This is a genomic window from Roseateles sp. FW305-36 (assembly GCF_058787015.1).
Genome location: NZ_JBYSZK010000005.1, coordinates 258910 through 284232, shown reverse-complemented (window position 1 = coordinate 284232; position 25323 = coordinate 258910). Strand labels below are relative to the sequence as shown.

Annotated in this window: 33 protein-coding genes; 23 read left to right on the top strand and 10 right to left on the bottom strand. The window is 68.4% G+C overall.

Going from position 1 to position 25323, the window contains the following annotated elements; genetic code table 11:
- Nucleotide 1 precedes the first annotated feature (1 nt).
- From AC3WOE_RS11990 to AC3WOE_RS11970, 5 genes are read left to right on the top strand one after another with little or no spacing between them, the layout of a single operon-like run.
- Nucleotides 2–595 carry a cbb3-type cytochrome c oxidase subunit II gene (locus tag AC3WOE_RS11990; RefSeq protein ID WP_492690677.1) on the top strand — a complete coding sequence of 198 codons (594 nt, stop codon included), beginning with the start codon at nt 2–4 and terminating at the stop codon, nt 593–595.
- Entirely contained in the window at nt 592–1185 is a 594-nt protein-coding gene (locus tag AC3WOE_RS11985; RefSeq protein ID WP_492690675.1) for a c-type cytochrome, read from the top strand. The genes AC3WOE_RS11990 and AC3WOE_RS11985 overlap by 4 nt, the downstream gene beginning before the upstream one ends.
- Nucleotides 1178–1606 carry a group III truncated hemoglobin gene (locus AC3WOE_RS11980; protein ID WP_492690674.1) on the top strand — a complete coding sequence of 143 codons (429 nt, stop codon included), beginning with the start codon at nt 1178–1180 and terminating at the stop codon, nt 1604–1606. The genes AC3WOE_RS11985 and AC3WOE_RS11980 overlap by 8 nt, the downstream gene beginning before the upstream one ends.
- Nucleotides 1606–2214: an SCO family protein gene (locus tag AC3WOE_RS11975; protein WP_492690672.1), complete on the top strand. Its 609-nt coding sequence runs from the start codon at nt 1606–1608 to the stop codon at nt 2212–2214. Before AC3WOE_RS11980 ends, AC3WOE_RS11975 begins: the two co-directional genes overlap by 1 nt.
- Nucleotides 2211–2702 (top strand): hypothetical protein, encoded by a 492-nt coding sequence (locus tag AC3WOE_RS11970; protein ID WP_492690670.1) that lies wholly within the window; start codon nt 2211–2213, stop codon nt 2700–2702. The genes AC3WOE_RS11975 and AC3WOE_RS11970 overlap by 4 nt, the downstream gene beginning before the upstream one ends.
- Here the strand turns inward: AC3WOE_RS11970 and AC3WOE_RS11965 are convergent.
- A complete protein-coding gene (locus tag AC3WOE_RS11965; protein WP_492690669.1) occupies nt 2693–3607 on the bottom strand; it encodes a LysR substrate-binding domain-containing protein in 915 nt (304 codons plus the stop codon). The two genes, AC3WOE_RS11970 and AC3WOE_RS11965, sit on opposite strands and share 10 nt — an antisense overlap.
- 116 nt (nt 3608–3723) lie before the next feature.
- On the opposite strand from AC3WOE_RS11965, the gene AC3WOE_RS11960 reads away from it, so the two are divergent.
- Genes AC3WOE_RS11960 through AC3WOE_RS11940 form a run of 5 tightly spaced genes read left to right on the top strand, consistent with a single transcriptional unit; the run spans nt 3724 to nt 8985 of the window.
- Entirely contained in the window at nt 3724–4461 is a 738-nt protein-coding gene (locus AC3WOE_RS11960; protein WP_492690667.1) for an SDR family oxidoreductase, read from the top strand.
- A 10-nt stretch (nt 4462–4471) separates the two neighbouring features.
- On the top strand, nt 4472–5374 hold the full coding sequence (locus AC3WOE_RS11955; RefSeq protein ID WP_492690666.1) for an alpha/beta fold hydrolase: 903 nt from the start codon (nt 4472–4474) through the stop codon (nt 5372–5374).
- A gap of 53 nt (nt 5375–5427) precedes the next feature.
- A complete protein-coding gene (locus AC3WOE_RS11950) occupies nt 5428–7425 on the top strand; it encodes a molybdopterin-containing oxidoreductase family protein (protein WP_492690665.1) in 1998 nt (665 codons plus the stop codon).
- On the top strand, nt 7422–8480 hold the full coding sequence (locus AC3WOE_RS11945) for an aminopeptidase (protein ID WP_492690663.1): 1059 nt from the start codon (nt 7422–7424) through the stop codon (nt 8478–8480). The genes AC3WOE_RS11950 and AC3WOE_RS11945 overlap by 4 nt, the downstream gene beginning before the upstream one ends.
- Nucleotides 8446–8985, top strand: a complete 540-nt coding sequence (locus AC3WOE_RS11940; RefSeq protein ID WP_492690662.1) for a GNAT family N-acetyltransferase — start codon at nt 8446–8448, stop codon at nt 8983–8985. The genes AC3WOE_RS11945 and AC3WOE_RS11940 overlap by 35 nt, the downstream gene beginning before the upstream one ends.
- Nucleotides 8986–9001: 16 nt before the next feature.
- Here AC3WOE_RS11940 and AC3WOE_RS11935 read toward each other — a convergent pair whose 3' ends face one another.
- Nucleotides 9002–9964 (bottom strand): aldo/keto reductase, encoded by a 963-nt coding sequence (locus AC3WOE_RS11935; protein ID WP_492690660.1) that lies wholly within the window; start codon nt 9962–9964, stop codon nt 9002–9004.
- A 2-nt stretch (nt 9965–9966) separates the two neighbouring features.
- Entirely contained in the window at nt 9967–10734 is a 768-nt protein-coding gene (locus tag AC3WOE_RS11930) for a tetratricopeptide repeat protein (RefSeq protein ID WP_492690658.1), read from the bottom strand.
- Nucleotides 10735–10875: 141 nt separating this feature from the next.
- Between AC3WOE_RS11930 and AC3WOE_RS11925 the strand changes: the two genes are divergently transcribed.
- On the top strand, nt 10876–11202 hold the full coding sequence (locus tag AC3WOE_RS11925) for a polyhydroxyalkanoic acid system family protein (RefSeq protein ID WP_492690656.1): 327 nt from the start codon (nt 10876–10878) through the stop codon (nt 11200–11202).
- Between the two features lie 122 nt (nt 11203–11324).
- Here AC3WOE_RS11925 and AC3WOE_RS11920 read toward each other — a convergent pair whose 3' ends face one another.
- Nucleotides 11325–11576, bottom strand: coding sequence for an acyl-CoA-binding protein (locus AC3WOE_RS11920; RefSeq protein ID WP_492690655.1), 252 nt, complete (start codon nt 11574–11576; stop codon nt 11325–11327).
- Between the two features lie 96 nt (nt 11577–11672).
- Between AC3WOE_RS11920 and AC3WOE_RS11915 the strand changes: the two genes are divergently transcribed.
- Complete coding sequence (locus tag AC3WOE_RS11915) at nt 11673–13103, top strand: wax ester/triacylglycerol synthase family O-acyltransferase (protein ID WP_492690653.1); 1431 nt, start codon at nt 11673–11675, stop codon at nt 13101–13103.
- A gap of 55 nt (nt 13104–13158) precedes the next feature.
- Here the strand turns inward: AC3WOE_RS11915 and AC3WOE_RS11910 are convergent, their stop codons facing one another.
- The 5 genes from AC3WOE_RS11910 to AC3WOE_RS11890 form a co-directional block, all read right to left on the bottom strand.
- Nucleotides 13159–13500, bottom strand: a complete 342-nt coding sequence (locus AC3WOE_RS11910; RefSeq protein ID WP_492690651.1) for a hypothetical protein — start codon at nt 13498–13500, stop codon at nt 13159–13161.
- Nucleotides 13501–13633: 133 nt separating this feature from the next.
- Complete coding sequence (locus AC3WOE_RS11905) at nt 13634–13864, bottom strand: DUF4148 domain-containing protein (RefSeq protein WP_492690649.1); 231 nt, start codon at nt 13862–13864, stop codon at nt 13634–13636.
- 269 nt (nt 13865–14133) lie between these two features.
- Entirely contained in the window at nt 14134–14475 is a 342-nt protein-coding gene (locus AC3WOE_RS11900; protein ID WP_492690647.1) for a hypothetical protein, read from the bottom strand.
- 137 nt (nt 14476–14612) lie between these two features.
- Nucleotides 14613–15386, bottom strand: a complete 774-nt coding sequence (locus AC3WOE_RS11895; protein WP_492690646.1) for a hypothetical protein — start codon at nt 15384–15386, stop codon at nt 14613–14615.
- 12 nt (nt 15387–15398) lie between these two features.
- Nucleotides 15399–16052, bottom strand: coding sequence for a TetR/AcrR family transcriptional regulator (locus tag AC3WOE_RS11890; protein WP_492690645.1), 654 nt, complete (start codon nt 16050–16052; stop codon nt 15399–15401).
- 61 nt (nt 16053–16113) lie between these two features.
- Here AC3WOE_RS11890 and AC3WOE_RS11885 point away from each other — a divergent pair, with 61 nt between their 5' ends.
- From AC3WOE_RS11885 to hisD, 5 genes are read left to right on the top strand one after another with little or no spacing between them, the layout of a single operon-like run.
- Complete coding sequence (locus AC3WOE_RS11885) at nt 16114–17040, top strand: ABC transporter ATP-binding protein (RefSeq protein WP_492690644.1); 927 nt, start codon at nt 16114–16116, stop codon at nt 17038–17040.
- A complete protein-coding gene (locus AC3WOE_RS11880; RefSeq protein WP_492690643.1) occupies nt 17037–17792 on the top strand; it encodes an ABC transporter permease in 756 nt (251 codons plus the stop codon). Before AC3WOE_RS11885 ends, AC3WOE_RS11880 begins: the two co-directional genes overlap by 4 nt.
- 28 nt (nt 17793–17820) lie before the next feature.
- Nucleotides 17821–18063 (top strand): BolA family protein, encoded by a 243-nt coding sequence (locus AC3WOE_RS11875; RefSeq protein ID WP_492690642.1) that lies wholly within the window; start codon nt 17821–17823, stop codon nt 18061–18063.
- Nucleotides 18060–18716 (top strand): ATP phosphoribosyltransferase, encoded by a 657-nt coding sequence (hisG, locus tag AC3WOE_RS11870; protein ID WP_492690641.1) that lies wholly within the window; start codon nt 18060–18062, stop codon nt 18714–18716. The genes AC3WOE_RS11875 and hisG overlap by 4 nt, the downstream gene beginning before the upstream one ends.
- Nucleotides 18713–20020: a histidinol dehydrogenase gene (hisD, locus tag AC3WOE_RS11865; RefSeq protein WP_492690640.1), complete on the top strand. Its 1308-nt coding sequence runs from the start codon at nt 18713–18715 to the stop codon at nt 20018–20020. Before hisG ends, hisD begins: the two co-directional genes overlap by 4 nt.
- A gap of 3 nt (nt 20021–20023) precedes the next feature.
- Here the strand turns inward: hisD and AC3WOE_RS11860 are convergent, their stop codons facing one another.
- Nucleotides 20024–21340: a GNAT family N-acetyltransferase gene (locus AC3WOE_RS11860; protein WP_492690639.1), complete on the bottom strand. Its 1317-nt coding sequence runs from the start codon at nt 21338–21340 to the stop codon at nt 20024–20026.
- A gap of 79 nt (nt 21341–21419) precedes the next feature.
- On the opposite strand from AC3WOE_RS11860, the gene AC3WOE_RS11855 reads away from it, so the two are divergent.
- Genes AC3WOE_RS11855 through hisH form a run of 6 tightly spaced genes read left to right on the top strand, consistent with a single transcriptional unit; the run spans nt 21420 to nt 25295 of the window.
- Nucleotides 21420–22271 carry a substrate-binding periplasmic protein gene (locus AC3WOE_RS11855; RefSeq protein ID WP_492690638.1) on the top strand — a complete coding sequence of 284 codons (852 nt, stop codon included), beginning with the start codon at nt 21420–21422 and terminating at the stop codon, nt 22269–22271.
- Nucleotides 22272–22329: 58 nt separating this feature from the next.
- Nucleotides 22330–22551, top strand: a complete 222-nt coding sequence (locus AC3WOE_RS11850) for a CopG family transcriptional regulator (RefSeq protein WP_492690637.1) — start codon at nt 22330–22332, stop codon at nt 22549–22551.
- Nucleotides 22548–22979: a PIN domain-containing protein gene (locus AC3WOE_RS11845; protein WP_492690635.1), complete on the top strand. Its 432-nt coding sequence runs from the start codon at nt 22548–22550 to the stop codon at nt 22977–22979. Before AC3WOE_RS11850 ends, AC3WOE_RS11845 begins: the two co-directional genes overlap by 4 nt.
- A complete protein-coding gene (gene hisC, locus AC3WOE_RS11840) occupies nt 22976–24058 on the top strand; it encodes a histidinol-phosphate transaminase (protein WP_492690634.1) in 1083 nt (360 codons plus the stop codon). Before AC3WOE_RS11845 ends, hisC begins: the two co-directional genes overlap by 4 nt.
- Entirely contained in the window at nt 24055–24651 is a 597-nt protein-coding gene (gene hisB / locus AC3WOE_RS11835; RefSeq protein WP_492690633.1) for an imidazoleglycerol-phosphate dehydratase HisB, read from the top strand. The genes hisC and hisB overlap by 4 nt, the downstream gene beginning before the upstream one ends.
- A complete protein-coding gene (hisH, locus tag AC3WOE_RS11830; protein WP_492690632.1) occupies nt 24648–25295 on the top strand; it encodes an imidazole glycerol phosphate synthase subunit HisH in 648 nt (215 codons plus the stop codon). The genes hisB and hisH overlap by 4 nt, the downstream gene beginning before the upstream one ends.
- Nucleotides 25296–25323 lie beyond the last annotated feature (28 nt).

Sequence of the window (25323 nt, the reverse complement as noted above, 5' to 3'; positions counted from 1 at the left end):
CATGCACAGCGAAACCAAACTCCTCGCCGGCGGCATGGTCATGCTGAGCGTCGCCACCAGCGCCCTCGTCGTCATCCCTTACATGACCGTGCGCGACGTCAAGCCGCCAGACGGCCTCAAGCCCTACACCAGCGCCGAACTGCGCGGGCGCCAGGTCTACATCGCCAACGGCTGTGTCTATTGCCACTCGCAGCAGCCGCGCGCCAAGAGCTTCGCACCGGACACGGAACGCGGCTGGGGCCGCGCCAGCGTGGCGGGCGACTATGCCTACGACACGCCGCACCTGCTCGGCACCATGCGCACCGGCCCCGACCTCTTCAACATCGGCGCCCGCCAGCCCAGCGAACAATGGCATCTGGGCCACCTCTACCAGCCGCGCGCCTATGTGCCGGGCAGCATCATGCCCAGCTACCCCTTCCTGTTCGAGGCCAAGCCCAAGCTGGAGGCGGGCGATGTGGAGGTGAAGCTGCCGCCCGGCTATGCGCCGCCGGGCCGGCTCGTCGTGGCCAGCCACGAGGCGCAGGACCTGGTCGCCTACCTGAAGGCGCTGAATCACAGCTATCCGGTCATCGCCCAGGAGGAGAAGCGGCCATGAGCGAACCCGACGTCTCCCCGCAGCAGCAGCGCGAGAACCCCGACCCGCACGAGCAGACCCGGCCTCTGCCCTGGCCCATGGTGGCGCTGGTCGCCCTGCTGTTCGCCTTCGGCATCGTCTACATCAGCCGCTCCGACATCGAGAGCCCAGCCGCCTGGGGCGACGGCCGGCAGCAGTCCGAGCTGGCCGGCGCCAAGCCGGCGGGCGGCGCCAAGGTGGACGGGGCGGCGCTGTACACGTCGCTTTGCGTGGCCTGCCACCAGGCTGGCGGCCAGGGCCTGCCCGGCGTCTTCCCGCCGCTGGCCGGCAGCGAGTGGGTGCTGGGCAAGGACGCGACGACGGCCGCCATCCTGCTGCACGGCATCAACGGCCCGCTGACCGTCAAGGGCGCGGCCTTCAACGGCGCCATGCCCGCCTTCAAGGACCAGCTTAGCGACGAACAGGTCGCCGCCGTGCTGACCCATGTGCGCTCGCAATGGGGCAACCAGGCCCCGGCCGTCAGCGCCGAAACGGTGGCCCAGGCGCGCGAGCAACACAAGGCCCGCACCGCATCGTTCGCGGGCGACAAGGAACTGCCTCCCCATGAGTGACCCTGCCATTGCCCTCGACCGCGCCGGCCTGCGCCGCCTCGTCGACGCCTTCTACGTTGACGTGCGCCGCGACGAGCTGCTCGGCCCCGTCTTCGCCTCGGCCATCCATGACTGGGAGCCCCATCTGCAGCGCATGACGGAGTTCTGGAGCACGGTGATGCTCGGCACGCGCGGCTTCAAGGGCAACGTCTACCAGAAGCATGTGGCCCTGGCCGAGACCTCGGACGTCAAGCCCGAACATTTCCTGCGCTGGATCACCCTGTGGCACCGCCACACCGACGCGATGTTCCCCGGCGAGACCGCCCTCGAGCTGCAGCAAACGGCCGAGGGCATTGGCCGCAACCTGTTCTACGGCTTCTTCCAGCAGTTCGCGCGCTTCGTCGTCAAAGACGGCGTGGCCGTGGAGTACGTCGCTCTGTGATGGGCCAACTGGCCGCGACGCTGGCCGCCTGTGCGCTCGGCGTGGCCGCGTTCGGCACCGGTGTGGCGCGGCTGACCGAAGGCTTCGAGACCTGGACCTTCGAGGCCCTGCGCCGCTCGGCGGCAGCGCGTGGCGAGTTGAGCCTGCCCGTCACGCCGCTGCGCGATTCGGCCGGCGCAGCCGCGGCCATGAAACCCGGCGCCGTCTACCTCGTGGACTTCATCTACACGCGTTGCGAGTCCGTCTGCCAGAGCCTGGGCGCCGAGTTCTTGCAGGCCCAGCAGGCCCTGCAGCCGGCCGACGCCGTACGCCTGCTGTCCATCTCCATCGACCCCGAGCACGACGGCACGCCGGAACTGGCCGGTTATGGCCTGCGGCATCGTGCCGATCCCGCGCGGTGGACGCTGGCGGCCCCGGTGTCGCTCACGGCCGGGGCTGATGCGCTGCGGGCGCTGGGCGTCGTCGCCGTGCCGGACGGCCTGGGCGGCTGGGTGCACAACGGCGCCATCCACGTCGTCGATGCCACCGGCCGCGTCCACCGCGTGTTCGACCATGCCGACTGGGCCGCCGCGCTGGCCGAGGCACGCCGCCTGGCGCCGCGTCCATGAACCCGCTGGCCCTCATCGAGAGCCGCATGAGCCTGCACATGCTGCTGGAGTTCCCCGCGCTGTTCGGCCTGGGCTGGTGGCTGGGCCGCCGCCTGCCATGGCCGGCGCTTGCGCGTATCGATGCGCAAGGCCTGCTCGGCGCGACCTTGGCGTCCTGCGTGTTCGCGTTCTGGATGATCCCGGCGGCGCTGGACCTGGCGCTGCTGTCGGGTGCCTTCGCCGCGGCCAAGTACGCGAGCTGGATCGCCGCCGGCGCGTTGCTGGCGTGGGGGCGCGAGCGGCTCTCGCCGGTCGTCGCCGCTTTCTTCCTCGGCAATGCGGCCTGGATGCTGGCGACCGCCGGCCTGCTCTACCGCGATGCCCAGACCCAGCTCTGCGTGAACTACCTGATCGACGACCAGCTCCTCACCGGCGCCGGCCTGCTGGCCTGGGCCGCCGCCCTCGGTGCCCTGGCGGCCTGGCGGCTCAGGCCGCTGCTTCAGTCGTAGGCGTCCACGCCGTCGACGAGGCGCTGGCACAGCCGCGCGTCCGTCAGCTGCTGCAGCCACCAGGCCAGCGCCCGGCCATCACCGTCGCGCCAGCCGACATAAAGCGTGTTGGGTTCGCGCGGCGCGGCCACCGTCTTCGCCACCAACTCGCCGCGCTTGAGCAGCGAGGCCACGCGCGCCTCGGGCAGCCAGCCCACGCCCAGGCCCGCGCGCTGGGCCTCGATCTTGGCGGCCATGCTGGGCACGGCCAGCGTGGCCTGGCCGGCGCCATGGCCATAGGCGCGGCCCTCGTTGCGGCGCGAGGTGTCGGCCACGACGATGGCGCGATGCGCCTGCATCTGCTCGGCGGTCAGCGCGCCCTTGACCTTGGCCAGCGGATGGCGCGGTGACACCGCATAGACCCAGCGCATCTGGCCCAGCTCGCGCCACTGCATGCTGATGCCGGCCGGGGGCTCGTTGGTGGCGCCGATGACGAGGTCGCCGCGGCCCTCGGCCAGGGCCTCCCAGGTGCCGCCCAGCACCTCGTGGGTCACGCGCAAGGACACGCCGGAGTCCAGCCTGTCGAAGTCCTGGATGACGGGCAGCAGGGTGCCGAACTCGATCACCTCGTCGGTGACGATCCAGAGCCTGTCCTCCCAGCCCTTGGCCACTTGCGTGACGCGGCGCGTCAGGCGCTGCATGTCGTCGCGAAGCCGCACCGCCTCGCGCACCAGCAGGGCGCCGGCGGGCGTGAGCTGCAGGCGGTAGCGGCGGCGGTCGAAGAGCAGGGCGTCGAAGCGGCCCTCGATCTGGCGCAGCGTGTACGACACCGTGGACGGCGCCTTGCCCAGGCTGGCCGCGGCGCGCGACAGGCTGCCGCTTTCGCGGATGGCTTCCATCAACTGGATCTCGTCGTCGCTGAGCATGTTCGAAAACCTTGCACGAGTCGGCCAGCCTGGCCGGACGTCAAAAGAGGGCGCGCGGCCGAGTATCGAGTCCACGGCAAACCAGCCGCTCAACCCGACTCGAAAGGAACTGCATCATGTCTACCGCCCGCTTCGCCAACAAGACCGTCCTCGTCACCGGTGGCACCTCCGGCATCGGCCTGGCCGCCGCCCGCGCCTTCAAAGCCGAGGGCGCCCATGTCATCGTCACCGCCCGCCCGGGCAAGCCACACGACGCCGAAGGCTTCGAGCTGGTGGCCCTGGACGCCTCCGACGTGATCGGTGCCCGCGCCCTGGGCGCCCACCTGGCCGCCGCCGGCCGCTCGCTGGATGCGGTCTTCGTCAACGCCGGCATGGCCGAGTTCGCGTCGCTGGCCGACGCGAGCGTTGACCTCTGGGACCGCACCTTCAACACCAATGCCAAGGGCGCCTTCTTCCTGATCCAGGCCCTGGGCCCGGTGCTGGCCAAGGGCGCGTCCATCGTGTTGAACGGCTCCATCAACGCCCACATCGGCATGCCCAACTCGGCCATCTACGCCGCCAGCAAGGCCGCGCTGATCTCCATGGCCAAGACACTGTCGGCCGAGCTGCTGCCGCAGGGTGCGCGCGTCAACGTCGTCAGCCCCGGCCCGGTGACCACGCCGCTGTACGGCAAGCTGGGCTTCGACGCCGACACGCTGAAGCAGGTCGCCGCGCAGATTCAAAGCCAGGTGCCGCTGGGCCGCTTCGGCACGGTCGAGGAGGTCGCGTCCACGGTGCTGCACCTGTCGGCGCCGGAATCGGCCTTCATCGTCGGCACGGAAATCATTGTCGACGGCGGCATGAGCCAACTTTGAGGAGATCACCATGAAGCGCTTCATCTCCGCCATCGCCACCCTGCTGCTCGCCGTCGGCGTGCAGGCTGCCACCCTCGTCGAAGACCGCAGCGCCACCGCCAACGGCGTGCAGCTGCACTATCTGCAAGCCGGTGCCGGCGGCGAGACCCCCGTCGTGCTGCTGCATGGCTACACCGAGACCAGCCATATGTGGCGGCCGCTGATCGACAAGCTGGCCGACCGCCGCATCGTCATCGCGCCCGACCTGCGTGGCGCCGGTGGCTCAGCCAAGCCCGACGGCGTCTACGACAAGAAGACGCTGGCCCAGGACGTGCACGCCCTCGTCAAGAGCCTGGGCCACCGCAAGGTCAACGTCGTCGGCCACGACATCGGCCTGATGGTGGCCTATGCCTACGCGGCCCAGTACCCGGACGAGGTCGAGAGCATCGTGCTGATGGACGCCTTCCTGCCCGGGGTGGGCGACTGGAAGAACGTCTGGCTGCTGCGCGACCTGTGGCACTTCCACTTTCACGGCGAGACTGCGCTGCAGTTGGTGGCCGGCCGCGAACGCATCTACTTCGAGCATTTCTGGAACGACTTCGCGGCGGACAAGACGCGCTCGTTGTCGGAGGCCGATCGCCAGTTCTACACGGCGGCTTATGCCCAGCCGGGCGGCATGAAGGCGGGCTTCGGCTACTTCAAGGCTTTCGAGCAGGACGCGGCCGACTTCGCCGGCTTCGCGAAAACCAAGCTGCAGCAGCCGATGCTGGTGCTGACGGGCGAAAAGGCGTCCGGCACCTTCCTGATCGAGCAGGCCAGACTGGTCGATGCCAAGGTCGAGGGTGCCGTCATCCAGGGCTCAGGCCATTGGCTGATGGAAGAGGCGCCGGCACAAGTCATACCCAAGCTGGTGGACTTCCTGAACCGCAAGTGACCCCAGGCGGCGCGGGTTGCGACAATCGCAGTTCTGCCTGAATTGCGATTGCCATGACCACCCGTACCGTCTTCGGCGCCTGCCCCCACGACTGCCCCGACACCTGCGCGCTGCAGATCACCGTCGAGAACGAACGCGTCATCAAGGTGCAGGGCCGCGCCGAGCACCCCAACACCCACGGCGCGCTGTGCACCAAGGTCTCGCGCTACCCCGAGCGCACCTACCATGCCGAGCGCCTGCTGCATCCGCTCAAGCGCGTCAGCAAGAAGACCGAGGCGCCGCGGTTCGTGCAGGTGGGCTGGGCCGAGGCCATCGCCGACATCGCGGCCCGGCTGAGGGCGATCCAGGACCCCCAGGCCATCCAGCCCTACAGCTATGCCGGCACCATGGGCCTGATCCAGGGCGAGGCCATGGCCGGCCGGTTGTGGAATGCGCTGGGTGCCGCCCGCCTGGACCGCACCATCTGCGCCTCCGCCGGTGGCGCGGGCCTGGCGGCCACCTATGGCCACAAGCTGGGCATGCACACGCGGCACTTCGCCGGCGCCAAGCTGATCGTCATCTGGGGCAGCAACAGCATCACGTCCAATCTGCATTTCTGGACCTATGCCAACCAGGCCAAGCGCGAAGGCGCCAAGCTGATCTGCATCGACCCGCGCAAGACCGAGACGGCCGACAAATGCCACCAGCACATCGCCGTGCTGCCGGGCACCGACGGTGCCCTGGCTTTGGGGCTGATGCACGAGTTGATCCAGAACGGCTGGCTGGACCAGGCCTATATCGACAACTACGTTGACGGCTGGGACGAGCTGCGCGCCAAGGCCCTGGCCTGGCCGCCGGAGCGCGTCGCCGAGGTCTGCGGCATTGCTGCCTCCGAGGTGCGCGGCCTGGCACGCGACTACGGCACCACGAAGCCGGCGGCCATCCGCATGAATTACGGCCTGCAGCGCGTGCGCGGCGGCGGCAATGCGGTGCGCCTGATCGCACTGCTGCCCTGCCTGACCGGCGCCTGGCGCCATGAAAGCGGCGGCGTGCTGCTGTCGGCCTCGGGCTGGAACGCGCCCTTCAAGAATGCCCTTCTGGAGCGCCCCGATCTGCTCGCCGGCCGCCAGCCCCGCATGGTCAACATGAGCACCATCGGGGACGCACTGCTGCAGGCCGATCCGCCCATCGAAGCCCTGATCGTCTACAACAGCAATCCGGTGGCGGTGGCGCCCGAGTCGCCCAAGGTGGTGAAGGGTTTCCAGCGCGAGGACTTGTTCACCGTCGTGCTCGAACATTTCATGACGGACACGGCCGACCTGGCGGACTATGTGCTGCCGGCCACCACCCAGCTCGAGCACCTGGACGTGCACACCTCCTACGGCCACACCGATGTGCTGATGAACCAGCCTGCCGTCGCGCCGCTGGGCGAGGCCAAGACCAACACCCAGATCTTCCGCGAGCTGGCCGCGGCCCTGGGCCTGACCGATCCCTGCTTCAGCGACAGCGACGAGGAACTCGCGGCGCAGGCCTTCACCTCGGACATCGACATGGCCCTGCTGCGCGAGCAGGGCTGGCAGGCCCTGCCCATCCCCGAGGCACCGTTCGCCGAAGGGGGCTTCCGCACGCCCAACGGCCGCGCCCAGGCCGCGGGTGCGGATTTCGTGCCCAACTACGAAAGCGCGCAGACCGCGCCCGAGCTGGCCGCGCGCTACCCCCTGGCCATGATCTCGCCGCCCGCGCGCAACTTCCTGAACAGCAGTTTTGTGAACGTGAAGAGCCTGCGCGATATCGAGAGCGAGCCGCTGATCGAGATGGATGCCGAAGACGCCGCCCGGCGCGGCCTTGCCGACGGCAGCCTGGTCGCTGCCTTCAATGACCGTGGCCGCTACGTTGCCAAGCTCAAGGTCAGCAAGCGGGCGCGGCCCGGTGTCGTCAACGGCCTGGGTGTGTGGTGGCGCAAGCTGGGCACCCAGGGCACCAATGTCAACGAGGTGACCCACCAGCGCCTGACCGACATGGGCAATGCGCCGGCCTTCTACGACTGCCTCGTGGAGGTGGAAGCAGCTTGATCCGTCGCCTGCTGCTGTCGGCCTCGCTGTTGCTTCTCGCCGGCTGCGGCGCCGTCGGCCACTGGAGCCAGGCCGCGGGTGGTCACCTGGGCATCGTGCGCGCCGCCAAGCCGGTGAGCGAGTGGCTGGCCGACCCGACCACGCCGCCCGAACTGGCCGAGCGCCTCAAGCTGTCGCAGCAGGTCCGTGACTACGCCAGCGCCGAGCTGGCCCTGCCCGACAACAACAGCTACCGCCGCTATGCCGACCTGCACCGGCAGGCCGTGGTCTGGAACATCGTGGCAGCGCCGGAGTACAGCTTCACGCTGAAGACCTGGTGCTATCCCATCATGGGCTGTGCCGGCTATCAGGGCTGGTTCGACCGCGACGCCGCGTTGAGCCATGCCGAAGCGCTGAAGGCCGAGGGCTGGGAGGTGCAGGTGCAGCCCATTCCCGCCTATTCGACGCTGGGCTGGAGCCGCTGGTTCGGCGGCGACCCGCTGCTCAACACCTTCATCCGCTACCCCGAGGGCGAGCTGGCGGCCATGATCTTCCATGAGCTGACCCACCAGCGCGTCTACACCAGCGACGACACCGGTTTCAACGAGGCCTATGCCACCGCGGTCGAGCTTCTGGGCGCCCGCCAATGGCTGGCCGGCAAGCCCGAAGCCCTGGCCGCCTTCGAGGCCGGCCGGGCACGGCGGGCGCGTTTCCTCGCGCTGGCGCGGGAAGGGCGCGAGCGGCTCAAGGCCATCTACGCCGGCCCGCAGGCCTCCCGCGCCGAGGCCAAGGCCGCCGTCATGGCCGAACTGCGCGAGCGAGCGCCCCAGGAGGCGCCCGGCTACGAAGCCTGGTTCCAGCGTGCCAACAACGCCAGCTTCGCCATCCTGTCGGCCTACGACGAACTGGTGCCGGCCTTCATGCGCCTGTTCGAGCGCGAGGGCCGCGACTGGGTGAAGTTTCACGCTGCCGTCGAGCGGCTGAAGCCGCTGGAGCGGGCGGAGCGCCGGGCTACATTGCAGGGCCTTGATGGAGGCCCTCATGACCCTGATCCTGCGCCGTGTCAAACCCGCTGACGCCGCGGCCATCGCCGAACAGTTCGCCGATCCGGACGTCTTCGGCGGCACCCTGCAACTGCCCTTCGCCAGCGAGGAGCTGTGGGCCCAGCGCATTGCCGGCATGAACCCGCCGGCAGCCGGCTCCAACGAACTCGTGCTGGCCGCCGTGCTGGATGACAAGACCGTCGGTCTCGCCGGCCTTCACCCCGTCGGCCCAGCCATCCGTCGGCGGCATGCGATGTCGCTGGGCATCACCGTCTCCAAGGCTGCCCAAGGCCAGAGTGTCGGCGACGCGCTGATGACGGCCCTGCTGGACTATGCCGACAACTGGGCGCAGATCCTGCGCATCGAGCTGACCGTCTATCACGACAACCAGCGCGCCATCCGTCTCTACGAGCGCCACGGCTTCGCGCCGGAAGGCCGGCTCAAGGCCTATGCGTTGCGCAATGGGGCGTATGAGGACGTGGTGGCGATGGCGCGGCTGCATCCGAAGCAGCCGATGGTGCAGGGCTCGGCCGACTGAGCCGGCGGGCCGTGGTTCACGGCAACGCCTGCCCCCGCGCCGTCACATACAGCCGATACCACTCGTCCCGGCTCAGCTGGATCCTGGTCGCATCACCGCAGGCCCGGATGCGCTCCACATTGCCGCTGCCGATGACGGGCTGGATGCTGGCCGGATGCCGCAACAGCCAGGCCAGCAGAACGGCGTTGGCCGTCGTGCGGTGGGTCTCGGCAATCTCATGCACGGCCTGGGCGGCCGGCGACGCGGCCGGGTCGTTGAAGCGGCCCTGGGCCAGCGAACCCCAGGCCTGCAGCTGCACGCCATGGCGCTGGGCGTATTCCAGCGTGCCGGCCCAGGCGACGCAGCCCGGCCGGGTGGCCGCCTGCGGGTCGTTGAAGGTGGTGCCGACGTCGAGGGCGTCCAGCTTGGCCAGGCTCAGCTCGAGCTGGTTGGCGACGAGGGGCTCGGGCAGGGCCATCTGCAGCCAGCGCATCTGGCCGGCGTGCATGTTCGACACGCCCAGGTGGCCGACCTTGCCCGCCGCCTTGAGTCGGCCGAAGGCGCGAGCGATCTCGGCGGGCTCCATCAGCGCATCGGGGCGGTGCAGCAGCAGGATGTCGATGCGCTCGACGGCCAGGCGCTGCAGGATGCCGTTGACGCTTTCCTCGATGTAGGCGGCGCTGAGGTCATAGCGGCCGACCTGGCTGTCGTTGGCGAAGCGGATGCCGCATTTGCTCTGCAGCCTGACCTTGGCACGCAGCGCGGCGTCGCGCTTGAGCAGTTCACCGAACACGGCCTCGGCCTTGCCGCGGCGGTAGATGTCGGCATGGTCGAAGAGCTTGACGCCGATTTCCAGCGCTGCCTCGACGGCCGCGTGGGCGTGGGCGACATCGGCCTCGGTGACGGGGCCGTCACCCCAGTCGCCACCCAGGGCCATGCAGCCGTAGACCAGCGGGCCGACGTCGATCAGGTGGGTATTCAGGGGCAGGGGACGGGTCATGTTCAGGCGATGGAGGTCGGTCCTGAATCATGCGCCAGCGGATGGCTGCTGCGCCAGCCGAACAGGCCGGCCAGCGCGGCGGCCAGGCCGGCAATGATGGCGGTGATGCTGGCGACATGCAGCAGGCGCCGGCGCTGGCGGGCGCTCAGCATGGCCTTGCGGGCCGGGTTGTGGGCCAGGTCGTGCACCAGCATGATCTCGTGCTGGCGTTCTTCGAGGATGCGGCCCAGTTCGCTGCCGACCTCCAGGCGCCTGGCGAGCTCGCGCACGGCGTCCAGCTCGCGCTCGCGGATGCGCAGGCCGGGTGCCTTCAAGGGGCTGCCGATGGCACGGGCACGCAGGTACAGGGCCTTGGCGGCCAGGCGGTCGGGCTGGCAGCCCCAGCCGGCTTCCAGACAGCTGGCGAGGTTGAAGGTGGCGTCGGCATGGCCCATGGCCGCGGCGGCGGTGTAGAGGGCCACGCCGCGCGTCGCGTCGGGGTCGCCGCCCCAGCCGGCGACCAGCATGCGGGCGAGGTGGAAGTTGGCCGTCAGGCTGCCGGCGGCGCAGGCGCGCTCCAGGCGTTCCCGGGCCAGCACGGGATCGCGCGGCAGGCCGGTGCCCTCGAGCTGGCAGAAGGCCAGCAGGGCCAGGCCCTCGGCGTCGCCCGCATCGGCGGCAACGCGGAACCAGTAGACGGCCTGCTCGTAGTCGGGCTCGGCGCCGCGGAAGTGCAGCAGCCCCTCCATCAGCGGGTCGTGGACGAGCGGGTCGGGGTCGGCTAGGCGCATGGATCCTCCCTGGGCTGCGGATTCCAGGCTGCATGGCCCGGCCGCTTTTTCGGCGACGGAGTATGGAGGCAAATGAGCCTTCAGTGGAGACGCCGGCCTTCTCGCTTAGAGTGGGGTGCACAAGACAAAGGAGAGCTCCTGATGGCCGAGATCCGCATTCACCGTGACCACGCCCTCGGGTTGAAGAAGGCCCGCGAGATCGCCTGGAAGTGGGCCGAGCAGGTCGAAGAGAAGTTCGACATGGAATGCACGGTGCTCGAGGGCGAGTTCAGCGACACGGTGGAGTTCACGCGCAGCGGCGTGAAGGGTGAGTTGACGGTGGCACCCGACCATTTCGAGCTGGTGGCCCAGCTGGGCTTTCTGCTCGGCGCCTTCAAGAAGACCATCGAGTCCGAGATCGAGAAGGAACTGGACGCGCTGCTGGCCGAGAAGAAGGCCAAGGCGCCGGCCAAGAAAAAACCGGCCTGAGACCGGTTTTCGTTGATGGTGGACGTAGTGCCTTGCCGCAGGCCAAGCGCTGGGCCGCTCCCGAGCCGGCCTGCTCTGGTGATGCTCGTCGGTCAATCCGGCGAGACTGGGCGAGGGGCTGACTATTTCAGGGATTCGATGAGGTCGACGTACTGCTGCATCGCGTCGTCGTTGCTGGTGCCCTTCAGTTCGTTCCAGGCATCCCACTTGGCGCGGCCGACCATGTCGGTGAAGCCGGGGCGCTTGCCGTCGACGTCGCCGGCGCTGCCCTGCTTGTACAGGGCGTAGATCTTCAGCAGCGTCATGTTGTCGGGACGCTCGGACAGGTTCTTCGAATCGGCGACGGCGGCTTCGAATTGGTCTTTCAGGCTCACGGGGTTCTCCAGGCTGATTCGAGGGGTTCGACTTGGTCACAATCGAACGACGGGCCGCCGAGTTTAGGCCCGCCCATAACGATTCCGAGGAGACGCATGGCCCCCAGCAGCGAACGCATGTCCAAGGTGGATACCGCCTGGCTGCGCATGGACACCGAGGCCAACCTGATGATGATCGTCGGGGTCTGGTCCATCCGCCCCGGCATCACGCTGAAGGCATTGCGCGAGCGCGTGGCCGAGCGGCTGCTGCAATACCCGCGCTTCCGGCAGAAGGTCGTCGAGGACGCGCTGCTTGGCGCCCAGTGGGTGACGGACAAGGACTTCGACATCGCCCGCCATGTCGTCTCCGAACTGCCGCTGCCGCTGCGCGGCCAGAGCCGTGACGAGGTGCTGCGCGAGCGCGTCGGCGAGCTCTGCTCCCAGCCGCTGGACCCGGCCCATCCGCTGTGGCAGTTCCAGCTCATCGAGGACATGGGCGACGGCACCAGCGCGCTGATCGCGCGCATCCACCATTGCATCGCCGACGGCATCGCGCTGATCGCCGTCATGCTGTCCATCACCGACGGCGGCAAGGCGCCGCCCAAGCGTGCGCCCAAGGAACCCGAGGAATCCGACTGGCTGCTCGACGCCTTCCTGCGACCGATGAGCAATCTGACCGTCAAGGCCATCGGCATGACGGGCAAGGGCATGGCCAAGGGCATGGACCTGGCCATGCGCGGTGACACGCCGATGGACTCCTCGCTGGAGATGGCCCGCATGGGCTACCAGGCCGTGTCCGACGTGGCCGCCTTCGCGCTGATGCCCGACGACTCACCCACCAGGCTCAAGGGCAAGCCCGGCACGACCAAGACGGTGGCCTGGGACGACAGCCTGGCCCTCGACGAGGTCAAGGCCGTCGGCAAGGCCCTGGGTGCCTCCATCAACGACGTGCTGCTGGCCTGCGCGGCCGGCGCCATCGGGCGCTACCTTGCCGACAAGGGCGAGGACCCCGACGGCAAGGAGATCCGCGCCATGGTGCCGGTCAACCTGCGCCCGCTGGAGCAGGCCTGGCAACTGGGCAACCGCTTCGGTCTGGTGCCGCTGGTGCTGCCCATCGGCATCGCCAATCCCGTCGAGCGCCTGTTCGCGGTGCGGGCGCGCATGAGCGAACTCAAAGGCAGCTTCCAGCCGGTGATGGCCTTCGGCCTGCTGTCGGTGGCCGGCCTGCTGATCAAGCCGGTGCAGCACGCCATGCTGAACCTGTTCGCCAAGAAGGCGACGGCCGTCATGACCAATGTGCCGGGCCCGGCCAAGGCCCTGCAGTTCTGCGGCTCGACGGTCGAGAAGGTGATGTTCTGGGTGCCGCAGTCGGGCGACATCGGCATGGGCGTGAGCATCCTGACCTATGCCGGTCGGGTGCAGTTCGGTCTCATCACCGACACGGGGCTGTGTCCCGACCCCGAGGCCATCATCGCCAACTTCGCACCGGAGTTCGAAAAACTCCTGATGCTGGCGCTGATGATGCCCTGGGGCCAGGACGCGGCCTGAAAAGCCGCGGACCGGCCAGGCTCGCCGCGTTCAGGAGGCGAGACTGGACGAGGGGCTACTTCTTCGGCGCCGACGCCGTGGCTGCAGGCTTCTTGGCCTTCTTTCCTGCCGCGGTCGGGTAGGCCATCATCACCGTGGCCGGATCGGCCTTCTCGAGGTAGACGGCGTACTGCGCTTCGTCGCAGGGCTTGGCGTCGTTGTAGTAGCGGTTGTCGCCCTTGTAGCGTTCCCCGCTGTAGGCGGGACCCGGACTGCCGGGCGGGTAGTAGGCGCTGTGGCTGGCGTAGCTCTGTGCGCACCCTTCGCGCAGCGTGGCCTGGGCGAAATCGGCAGGCGTGCTGGCAAAGGCGGGGAGGGTGGACACCAGAGCGGCAATTGCGGCTGCGAGGGTTCTCATGGCTGACCTCCGTACTGCCAGGGGCAGTGACGAAAGGTTACGCCGATGTGGCCGCAAATGCACGTGTCGGCGGGGCAGGAAAAAGGGCGCTCGTGGCGCCCCTGTGAATTGTTGGCGAAGCCTGCCGGCGGGTTCAGCGGCGCGGCGTGTAGAGGCTGGCTTCCGAGTTCGCATAGTCCATGTCGCCGGCCTGGCGCGCGCGCTCGAGTTCGGCGATGACCTGCTGGCGCGTCAACGATTGCGGACCGGCGGCGGTCGGCTCGGCGGCCAGCAGCTTGTCGGGATCCGCCAGATCAGCCGGCGTGGCGCAGGCGGCGAGCAGCTGGCTGCAGACGAGGGCAAGGAAAAGGAGCTGGGTCTTCATGGGACCTCCCTGAGGTAGTGCTGCGGCGCCCGGGTTCAGGAGTCGCCCCGGCTTGTGCCGGTGCAGCAACCTTAGGCAGCGCGCCGACGCGTCTCCACGCCAACCGGCGGGAAGCTACGCAGTTCTGAGGGAGGCCCGTGTGGGCTCAGGGCTTGGGGGCCGAGGACGCCGTGACCGGCTTCCCGGCCTGGTGACGGTCGGCGGCCAAAAACAAAAGGCGCTCCGGAGAGCGCCTTGTTTGTCGATGTGTCTGAACGATCAGAGACGCATCACAGGCGGAAAGGCTCGGCCTTCTTCTTGGCGGCGGTGGGACGGCCGGCGGCGGTCGGGTAGGCGGCCATCACCTTGGCCGGGTCGGCCTTGTCCAGGTAGGCGGCGTACTGCTGCTCGGTGCAGGCCAGCAGCTTGCCCGGCTTGGCTTCACCCTTGTACTTGCCGTTGGCGTAGACGAACTGGTATTCGTTGGAGGCGACCGGCGTGGCGACGCTGCTGGTGTCCGTGTAGCTCTTGGCGCACTCGGCGCGCAGTTCGGCTTGCTCAGGCGTGGCGTTGTTGGCGGCTTGTGCAGCGAAGACGGTCACAACGGCGAAAGCGGGGATCAGGAACTTCATGGCGCGGTCTCGTGTGGGGGGTGAGTGATGGGAACGAAGCTTACGCCGCCATGCCTGGACTTGCACCCCCGGGGCGCGGGAGACGGGGTCGTGACGGAATTCACGACCCGGCCTTCGCCCCGTGAACTAGTACGCGTTTACTCGTCCAGTTCTTCCTTGGCGAGCTCGATGTCGAGCAGCTCCATCGCGTCCATCGCCTCGCAGGCGGCGGCGTCGGCGTACAGCTTTTCGGCCTCCTTCATGCGCTTGTCGCCCTCCAGCATGACCAGGCCGTTGGCGCGCTCGATCATGGCGATGGCGCTGGTCGGATTGAGCTTGATGGCCTGTTCGAACATCTTCAGCCCGGTGGCCGTGTCGGCGCCCTGGGTGCGGCCCAGCAGCTTGCCGACCTTGTCGATGACCTCGGCATGGAAGGCGCCCAGCGCGATATGGGCGTCGGCATGCTTGGGCGCCAGCTTGATGGTGGTCTCCAGCGCGTTCTTGACCTTGGTACCCAGGCCCTGAGCCAGCGCCTTGGCCACGCTGATGCCCTGGCCGTAGCGGCCCAGGGCGTAGGCCTGCCAGTACCAGGCATTCGGGTTCTTGGCGTCCTCTGCCTGCTGGGCTTCGGCACGCTCGGAGATCTCCAGGAACATCTCCAGCTTCACCTTCTCCTTCTTCTCGAGGTAGTTGGCGTAGATGCCCTGTGCCTTGTTGGCGACGGTGATGCCGGCGCCGCCGGCGGCCAGGCCCGCGTCATACGCGGCCTGGAAGTCGCCGGCGTGGAAGTGGATCCAGGCCTGCACGACGTCGGCGTCCTTCGGGAAGGGCTCGGCATCGCCGGCATGCAGGCGGGCCCAGTGCTTCTTCAGCGTGGCCGGCGTGTAGACGAAAGCGCTGTTGTCGTAGGGAAAGGCGGTCCACTTGGCCATGGCGGTTGTCTCCTATTGGTAGTTGCCGGCGAGCTTGAACAGGTGATCCTTGGAAGCAGGCTCGAGGTAGGGTAGCAGCAGGGAAAGGGCGTGGAAGGCGCCGCGCATCAGGGCGGCGCCGGCGCGGTCGGGCTCCAGCGCATGGCGCGGGTCGCGCACGTATTCGTAGCTCAGCCAATAGCTCACCACCACCACCATGGCATTGGCCGTCGGCGCGGCCTCGCGCAGCTCCATCTTCAGAGCGCCGCCCAGGTGCAGGCCCGACAGCACATGGCGCATGGCCTGCTCCTTGGCGGCGAGCAGGGCCTGGAAATGGGTCTCGAGGCGGCGGTTCTTGAACAGCAGGTCGTTCAGGTCGCGGTAGAGGAAGCGGTGCTTCCAGATCAGCTCGAACAGCATGTGGAAGAACAGCCAGGCGTCTTCCACATTGCGCACGTTGTCGGCCGCGGCCAGCAGCTCGCTGAGCTCGGCCTCGTAGCGGCCGAACAGGGCGTTGACCAGCTCGTCCTTGGCCGGGTAGTGGTAGTAGAGATTGCCCGGGCTGATCTTCAGTTCGGCCGAGATCAGCGTCGTCGACACATTGGGCTCGCCAAAGGCATTGAAGAGGTCCAGCGTGACCTCCAGGATGCGCTCGGCGGTGCGGCGGGGGCGTTTGGGCGTGGGCATCGCGGGTCATTCTGGCAGTGATCGGCACCGAAATAGGGCCGACTTTTAGAATCGTGCGCTTATGTCCAGCCCGACCTCCTCCCCTCCCGCCATCTCCTTCGAGAACGTCAAGAAAACCTACCGGGGAGGTCAGGTCAAGGCGCTGGGAGGCGTCAGCTTCGACATCCACTGCGGTGAATTCTTCGGACTGCTCGGCCCCAACGGCGCCGGCAAGACGACGTTGATCAGCGTGCTGGCCGGCCTGGCCAAGGCCACCGAAGGCCGGGTGCGCGTCATGGGCCACGACGTGGTGGACGACTACGCCGCCGCCCGCAAGGCCCTGGGCGTGGTGCCGCAGGAGCTGGTGTTCGACCCCTTCTTCAGCGTGCGCGAATCCCTGCGCATCCAGAGCGGCTATTTCGGCGTGCACGGCAACGACGACTGGATCGACGAACTGCTGAGCAACCTGGGCCTGGCCGACAAGGCCAACGCCAACATGCGCCAGCTGTCCGGTGGCATGAAGCGCCGCGTGCTGGTGGCGCAGGCCCTGGTGCACCGCCCGCCCGTCATCGTGCTGGACGAGCCCACGGCCGGCGTCGACGTGGAGCTGCGCCAGACCCTGTGGCAGTTCATCGCCCGCCTGAACAAGGAAGGCCACACGGTGCTGCTGACCACCCACTATCTCGAAGAAGCCGAGGCGCTGTGCCAGCGCATCGGCATGCTCAAGGCCGGCCGCCTCGTCGCGCTGGACCGCACCTCGCAACTGCTGGCCGGCACGGCCCACACCATGCTGCGCTTCAAGACGGACGTGCCTTTGCCGCCTGATATTGCTGAACGGGCCCGCGTGACGGGCCGCATCGTCCAGGTGACGGCGCACGATGCCACTGAGGTGGAAGCCACGCTGGCTGCGCTGCGTGCGGCGGGTGTCCCCGTTGAAGACCTGGAGATCGGCCGTGCCGACCTCGAAGACGTCTTCCTGGAAATCATGCAGCAGGGAGAGCAGGCATGAACGGCGCCTCCACCCTGTTCAAGAAGGAAGTGCTGCGCTTCTGGAAGGTCGCCTTCCAGACCGTCGCGGCGCCGGTGCTGACGGCCGTCATGTATCTGCTCGTGTTCGGCCACACGCTGGAAGACCATGTGAAGGTCTACGACAGCGTCGGCTACACGCAGTTCCTCATCCCCGGCCTGGTGATGATGAGCGTGCTGCAGAACGCCTTCGCCAACAGCTCGTCCAGCCTGATCCAGAGCAAGATCACCGGCAACCTGATCTTCCTGCTGCTGACGCCGCTGTCACCCTCGGCCTGGTTCGTCGCCTATGTGGGCGCGGCCGTCGTGCGCGGCTTGGCCGTCGGCACCGGCGTGCTGCTCGTGACGGCCTGGTTCGCGCCGCCGGGCCTGGACAACATCCTGTGGGTGCTGATCTTCACGGTGCTGGGCGCCGGCCTGATGGGGACCCTCGGCCTGATCGCCGGCCTGTGGGCCGAGAAGTTCGACCAGCTGGCCGCCTTCCAGAACTTCATCATCATGCCGATGACCTTCCTGTCGGGGGTCTTCTATTCGGTGCACTCCCTGCCGGGCTTCTGGTTGGGGCTAAGCCACCTGAATCCCTTCTTCTACATGATCGACGGCTTCCGCCGCGGCTTCTTCGGCGTCAGCGATGTGTCGCCATGGCTGAGTCTGGGCGTGGTCGGAGTCAGCTTCGCGGTGACGGCGGGCCTAGCTTTGTCGCTGCTGAAGAGGGGTTACAAGATACGTTCCTAGAATCACGGGTTTTCCAGAAGGACCCGTCATGGCCGACCCGACCCCGCAACAAGTGCGCGATTTCATTGCCGCAGGCCTGCCCTGCGCGCATCTGGAAGTCGAGGGCGACGGCCGTCATTTCTTCGCCACCATCGTCTCCAGCGAGTTCGCGGGCCTCACCCGCATCAAGCGCCACCAGCGCGTCTACGCGGCCCTGGGCGAGCGCATGCGCGAGGAGATCCACGCGCTGTCGATGAAGACGCTGAGCCCCGAAGAGTGGAGCGCCCAATGAGCGGCTTGACCCTTGCCCTGTCCAAGGGCCGCATCTTCGAGGAGACGCTGCCGCTGCTGCGCGCCGCCGGCATCGAGGTGCTGGAAGACCCCGAGACCTCGCGCAAGCTCATCCTGCCGACCAACCGCGATGGCGTGCGCGTGGTGCTGGTGCGCGCCAGCGACGTGCCGACCTATGTGCAGTACGGCGGCGCCGACCTCGGCGTGGCCGGCCGCGACGTGCTGCACGAGCAGGCCCTGGCCCAGGGCGGCTCGCACGGCCTCTACCAGCCGCTGGACCTGAAGATCGCCCGCTGCCGCATGAGCGTGGCCACGCGCGCCGATTTCGACTACGCCGCTGCGGTCAAGCAGGGCTCGCGCATCCGCGTCGCCACCAAATACACCGAGATCGCCCGCCAGCACTTCGCCGACAAGGGCGTGCACGTCGACCTCATCAAGCTCTATGGCTCCATGGAGCTGGCGCCGCTGACGGGCCTGGCCGAGGCCATCGTCGACCTGGTCTCCACCGGCGGCACGTTGCGTGCCAACAAGCTGGTCGAGGTCGAGCAGATCATGGACATCTCCTCCCGCCTCGTCGTCAACCAGGCCGCGCTGAAGTTGAAGCGCGACCAACTGCGCCCCCTCATCGACGCCTTCGCCTCGGCCATCGCATGACCCTCATCCGCCAACTCTCGACCGCCGCCGCCGACTTCGCTGCCGAGTTCGAGCGCCTGCGCCACTGGTCGGCGGAGACCGATGCGGCCATCGAGGGCCGCGTCGCAGAGATCCTGGCCGATGTGCAAAAGCGCGGCGATGCCGCCGTGCTGGACTACACCGCCCGCTTCGACCGCGTGAAGGCCGACAGCGTTGCTGCGCTGGAGATCGCCCAGGCCGAACTGCAGGCCGCGCTCGCCTCCATCACGGCCGAGCAGCGCGAAGCCCTGCAGGCTGCAGCCAGGCGCGTCCGCGCCTATCACGAGCGCCAACTGCAGGCCTGCGGCCTGTCCTGGAGCTATCGCGACGAGGACGGCAATCTGCTGGGCCAGAAGGTCACGCCCATGGACCGCGTGGGCATCTACGTGCCCGGCGGCAAGGCGGCCTATCCGAGCAGCGTGCTGATGAACGCCATCCCGGCCCATGTGGCCGGCGTGCAGGAAATCATCATGGTGGTGCCCACGCCCGACGGCGTGCGCAACCCGCTGGTGCTGGCCGCTGCGGCCGTTGCCGGCGTGCATCGCGTCTTCACCGTCGGCGGCGCCCAGGCCGTGGCTGCGCTGGCCCATGGCACGGCCACCATCCCGCGGGTCGACAAGATCACCGGCCCGGGCAATGCCTATGTGGCCTCGGCCAAGAAGCATGTCTTCGGCCAGGTCGGCATCGACATGATCGCCGGCCCCAGCGAGATCCTCGTCATCGCCGACGGCACGACGCCGCCGGACTGGGTGGCCATGGACCTGTTCAGCCAGGCCGAACACGACGAGCTGGCCCAGAGCATCCTGCTCAGCCCCGATGCCGCCTTCCTCGACGCTGTGCGCGCCAGCATGGAGCGCCTGCTGCCTTCGCTGCCGCGCGCAGCCGTCATCCGCGCTTCACTCGAAGGCCGCGGCGCGCTGATCCTGACGCGCTCGATGGAAGAGGCCTGCGAGATCAGCAACGCCATCGCGCCCGAGCACCTGGAAATCAGCGCCGCCGAGCCGCAGCGCTGGGAGCCGCTGCTTCGCCATGCCGGCGCCATCTTCATGGGTGCCTACACGAGCGAGTCCCTCGGCGACTACTGCGCCGGCCCCAACCACGTGCTGCCCACGGCGAGCACGGCACGCTTCTCGTCGCCGCTGGGCGTCTACGACTTCCAGAAGCGCAGCAGCCTCATCGAGGTCAGCGAAAAGGGCGCTCAGGAACTCGGCCGCATCGCCAGCGTGCTGGCCCATGGCGAGGGCCTGCAGGCCCACGCACGCGCTGCGGAATTGCGCTTGAAGTGACGCTCAGGCCGCGTCGGCAGGCGCGGCCTTGAAGGGGCTGCGCTCCGGCGGCTCGTCGTGCTCGGCCGTCTTGGTCAGGGCCGTCGTGATCCAGTTCAGCGCCGACACGCGATGCCGCACCGCACAGCTCAGCGGCTCGGGCTTGCAACCCATCTTGGCCTTGGGCTCCAGCGCCGTGCGGCCGAGGCTCAGGCGCGTGGAGCCGAAGGCGATGGCGTCCTGCACCGTCGACTGCAGCAGCGTCAGATAGATGGGTGCATCGGCATTGGCCGGCCGGTCGTAGCCGACGTAATAGCCCAGCGTCGTCGCGCCATCGTTGACGCTGGTGACGAAGCCCAGCCAGCGGCCGTCGGCGGCCTCGACGACGCGGCAGCGGAAACGGTCGCCCAAGGCGACCGCCATGGCCGGCAGATAGCCCGGCGTCAGCGTCGCCATCCTCAGCCCTTGCGCGTTGTGCACCTGGCCATAGAGGCCATGCAGTTCGTCGGCGCGTGCCGCCATCTCCTCGGCCGTCGCCAGCCTCAGGGTCAGTCCCGCGCTGGCGCAGTCCTTGATCAACTTCTTGGCGGCGCTGCGGTAGCCCGAGGTCATGCTGGCGAGGTAGTCGTCCCAGCTGCGCCATTCGGGCCTGAGCGTCAGCACCATGTCGGGCTCGGTCTCGACGCTGCGATAGCCCAGCAGTCGCAGGGCCGGCGGCACGTCGGTCATGGCCATGCCGAGATCCTTGATCAGCGCGAAGTCGGACTGGCCGTCCAACTTGTCGGCGCGGCGCAGGCGGTAGATGGCTTCGCAGACGGCGTGCCAGAGCTGGCCCTCGTCCTCGTGTGGCGCCAGCGCCATGGCGCGGGCACCCCAGACCAGCAGATTGCCGCAGACCAGCAGATGCTCCTTGAGCCCGGCCATGGGCGCATCGACCAGCTTCTTCTTGCTGCCGGGCTTGCGCAGCTGGGCGCCGCCGACGGCGACGCGTTGCAGCAGCAGGGCCGCCACCGGTTGGCCCTCGGCATAGGCCACGGCGTAGCGCGGCTCGAGGTTGTCCGGCGCATGCTGCTCCAGCACGCGCAGATAGTCGCGTGACAGGAAGATGGTTTGAGCCGCCAACTGATCCCAGTGAACCGGGTTCAGGAAATCCACGCGATCGGCCAGCACCAGTTGCAGGCCCGAACTGCTGCGCCGCGCGACCCGCCTCGCCTTGATGTCCTGCAGAGCCTGGACCGGGTTGACCGTCTGGGGCTTGAGCTTGCCGACGGCCCGGCCGGTGCGCTTGAGCTTGGCGACGGCGGCTTGCAGGGGCTTCTTGACGAGGGGTGGTGTGGGCATCGAGGCGATCAGCGTGGAGAAGAACAAAGGCTAACCCATGCCGGTGGAGCGGGGCGGCCGATTCCGCTACGCTGGCACGATGCCCATTCGTCGCCGCGATCTCATCCTGTCCTCGGCCGCCGCTCCTCTGGCTGCCGCCCATGGCGCACCGCGCCGCCTGCGCATTCCCCATGTCTCGCCCAAGGCCGAGATGGAACGCAGCTATGCCGCCGTGCTGCTGGAGCAGGCCCTGGCCGCGGCGGGCATGCCGGTCATCCTCGATGCCACTTCGGAGCTGATCCCGCAGAACCGGGCGCTGCAGGAGCTGGGACGCAAGCGCCGCCTGGACGTGCTCTGGACCATGACCTCGGTCGAGCGGGAGCAACAGGCCCAGCCCATCCGCGTGCCCATCTTCAAGGGCCTGTACGGCTGGCGCCTGCTGCTGGCGTCGGCCGACGTGGCCTCGCGCATGAGCACGGTGCAGACGCTGGGCGAGCTGCGCCAGTTCTCCATGGTGCAGGGCCTGGAGTGGCCCGACACCGGCATCCTGCAGGCCAACGGCCTGAACGTCATCGTCTCGCCCAGCTATGACGCGATGTTCAAGCAATTGCGCCTGGGCCGGGCCGACGCCTTCCCGCGCTCGGTGGAGGAGATCTGGTGGGAGGTGGAGCGTTACGGCCAGGGCCTGGCCGTCGTGCCCAATATCTGCTTGCACTACCCGGCCGCCGTCTACTACTTCGTCGCCTATGAGGAGCCCGAACTGGCGGCCGCCATCGAACTGGGCCTCAAGCACCTGCGCGCCAGCGGTGCCTTCGACAGCCTCTTCATGAAGTACCACGGCGAAGACCTGGCCCGCGCCAAGCTCGGCGCGCGGCGCATCATCGAACTGCGCAACCCGCTGCTGCCGACGCAGACGCCGCTGGACAAGCCCGATCTCTGGTACAGGCCTTAAGCACGGGTTATTTCGACACGAAGTTCGTGAAACACGAACTTCGTGTAATCTGCGGCCCATGAAGAACGTCACCGTGTCCATGGACGACGCCGTGGCCGAATGGGCCCGGCTGGAGGCCGCGCGCCGCAACACCAGCGTCTCGCGCCTGCTCGGCGAGCTGCTGGCCGAGAAGATGCTGCACGACGACGCCTATGAGCGGGCCCAGCAGGACTGGCTGCACCGCGAGCGTTCCTGGGCCTCGGACGGCAACCCCTACCCGGGCAGACAGGTGCTGGGATGACAGCCCCCGTCTTCGTCGACACCTCCGTGCTGCTCTTCAGCGAGGACGGCGCCCGCCCGGCCGAACGCGAACAGGTGCTGGCCTGGCTGCGCCAGCTCTGGGCCACGCGCAGCGGCCGTGTCTCCGTCCAGGTGCTGAACGACTTCTACCTGCAGGCCACGCGCCAGATCAGCCCGCCCATGCCACAGGGCGATGTGCGCGCCGAGGTGCGCCGCTACCAGCACTGGCGGCCTTGGGGCGTGGACCAGGCGACGGTCGAATCCGCCTGGTCGCTGGAAAGCCGCTTCGGCCTGCCCTTCGCCGACGCCCTGGTCGTCGCCAGCGCCAAGGCCCAGGGCTGCACCCGTTTGCTCAGCCTCGCCCTGCCGCACGACACCGTCTACGACAGCGTGCAGGTCCTCAACCCTCTCGTCGTCACCGCGCCATGACCGCAGCACTCGATCAAGCCCTCGCCCAGATCCGCCCCGACGTGCGCGCGGCCCATGCCTATGTGGTGCAGCCCAGTGCCGGCGTGATCAAGCTGGACGCGATGGAGAACCCCTACCGCCTGCCACCCGAGCTGCAACGGGCCCTGGGCGAGCGTCTGGCCGCCGTCGCGCTGAACCGCTACCCGGCCGAGCGCACGGCGCTGCTGGGCCGCGCCCTGGCCCGCCACGCCGGCGTGGGCGACGAGGTCGGCGTGACCCTGGGCAATGGTTCGGACGAACTGATCGCCCTGCTGACCATCGCCGTCGCCAAACCCGGCGCCACGGTGCTCGCGCCGCTGCCCGGCTTCGTCATGTACGAGGCGCTGGCGCGCCAGCAGCAGCTCAACTTCGTCGGCGTGCCGCTGCGGGCCGACGATTTCGAGCTGGACGAGGCTGCCATGCTGGCTGCCATCGAGAAACACCAGCCGGCCCTGATCTACCTGGCCTATCCGAACAACCCCACCGCCACGCTGTGGGACGCCGCCGTCATCGAGCGCATCGCCCAGGCGGCGCCGGGCCTGGTGGTCATGGACGAGGCGTATCAACCCTTTGCCAGTGCCGACAGCCTGGCGCTGATGGCCCGCCAGAAGAACGTGCTGGTCATGCGCACCATGAGCAAGTTCGGCCTGGCCGGCGTGCGCATCGGCTATCTGCTCGGCGCGCCCGAGCTGGTCGACCAGATCGAGAAGCTGCGCCCGCCCTACAACATCAGCGTGCTGAACGCCGAAGCCGCCCTGTTCGCGCTGGAGCATGCCGACGTCTACGCCGCCCAGGCGGCCGAACTGCGCCAGCAGCGTGAGCGCCTGTTCAGGGCCTTGCAGGCCCTGCCTGGCATCAGCCCCTGGCCCAGCCAGGGCAATATGATTCTGGCCAGGGTGCAGGATGCGGCCGCCACCTTCGCGGCGCTCAAGGCGCGCGGCGTGCTGATCAAGAACGTCTCCGCCATGCATCCGCTGCTCGCGAACTGTGTGCGCATCACGGTCGGAACGCCCGACGAAAACACCCGCCTGCTGGCCGAACTCACGAGCTGCCTGTCATGACCACCGAACGCATCGCCGAAGTCACCCGCAACACCCGCGAGACCCGCATCACGGTGCGCATCAATCTCGACGGCAGCGGCCAATCCAAGCTGCAGACCGGCATTGGCTTCTTCGACCACATGCTGGACCAGATCGCCCGCCACGGCCTGATCGACCTGGACATCCACTGCGAGGGCGACCTGCACATCGACGGCCACCACACGGTGGAAGACGTCGGCATCACCCTGGGCCTGGCCGTGGCCAAGGCGGTGGGCGACAAGGCCGGCCTGACCCGCTACGGCCACAGCTATGTGCCGCTGGACGAGGCCCTGTCGCGCGTCGTCATCGACCTGTCCGGCCGCCCCGGCCTGCACATGGACTGCCAGTTCACGGCCGGCAGCATCGGCGCCTTCGACACCCAGTTGACCTTCGAATTCTTCCAGGGCTTCGCCAACGCCGCCCTGGCCACGATCCACATCGACAACCTGAAGGGCCACAACGCCCACCACCAGGCCGAGACCATGTTCAAGGCCTTCGGTCGCGCGCTGCGCATGGCCACCACGTCCGACCCACGCTCGGCCGGCGTCATCCCGTCGACCAAGGGCTCGCTATGACGCGCACCGTTGCGGTCGTCGACTACGGCATGGGCAATCTGCGCTCGGTGTCGCAGGCCGTTATCCATGCCGCCGAGGGCTTGGGGCTGGAGGTCGCCATCACCTGCGACCCCGACGTGGTGCGCGGCGCCGAGCGCGTCGTGCTGCCTGGCCAGGGGGCCATGCGCGACTGCATGCGCGAACTGGCCGATTCGGGCGTCAAGGAAGCCGTGCTGGAAGCCGCCGCCACCAAGCCCCTGCTGGGCGTCTGTGTCGGCATGCAGATGCTGCTGGACCACAGCGAGGAGCAGGACACCCCCGGCCTCGGCCTCATTCCCGGCCGCGTGCAGCGCTTCCGCCTGGAAGGCCGGCTGCAGGAGGACGGCAGCCGCTACAAGGTGCCGCAGATGGGCTGGAACCGCGTGCACCAGCCGCGGGCGCATGCGGTTTGGGATGGCATCCCGGACGAAAGCTGGTTCTACTTCGTGCACAGCTTCTACGCGACCACGGCGTCGCCCGAACACAGCGCCGGCGAGACCGACTACGGCACTCGCTTTACCTGTGCGGTGGCCCGGGATAATATTTTTGCGACCCAATTCCACCCCGAGAAAAGTGCCGCGCTGGGCCTCGCCCTCTACCGCAATTTCCTGCACTGGAAACCCTAAGCCGGTCTGCGCTTTCTCGTCCAACTTC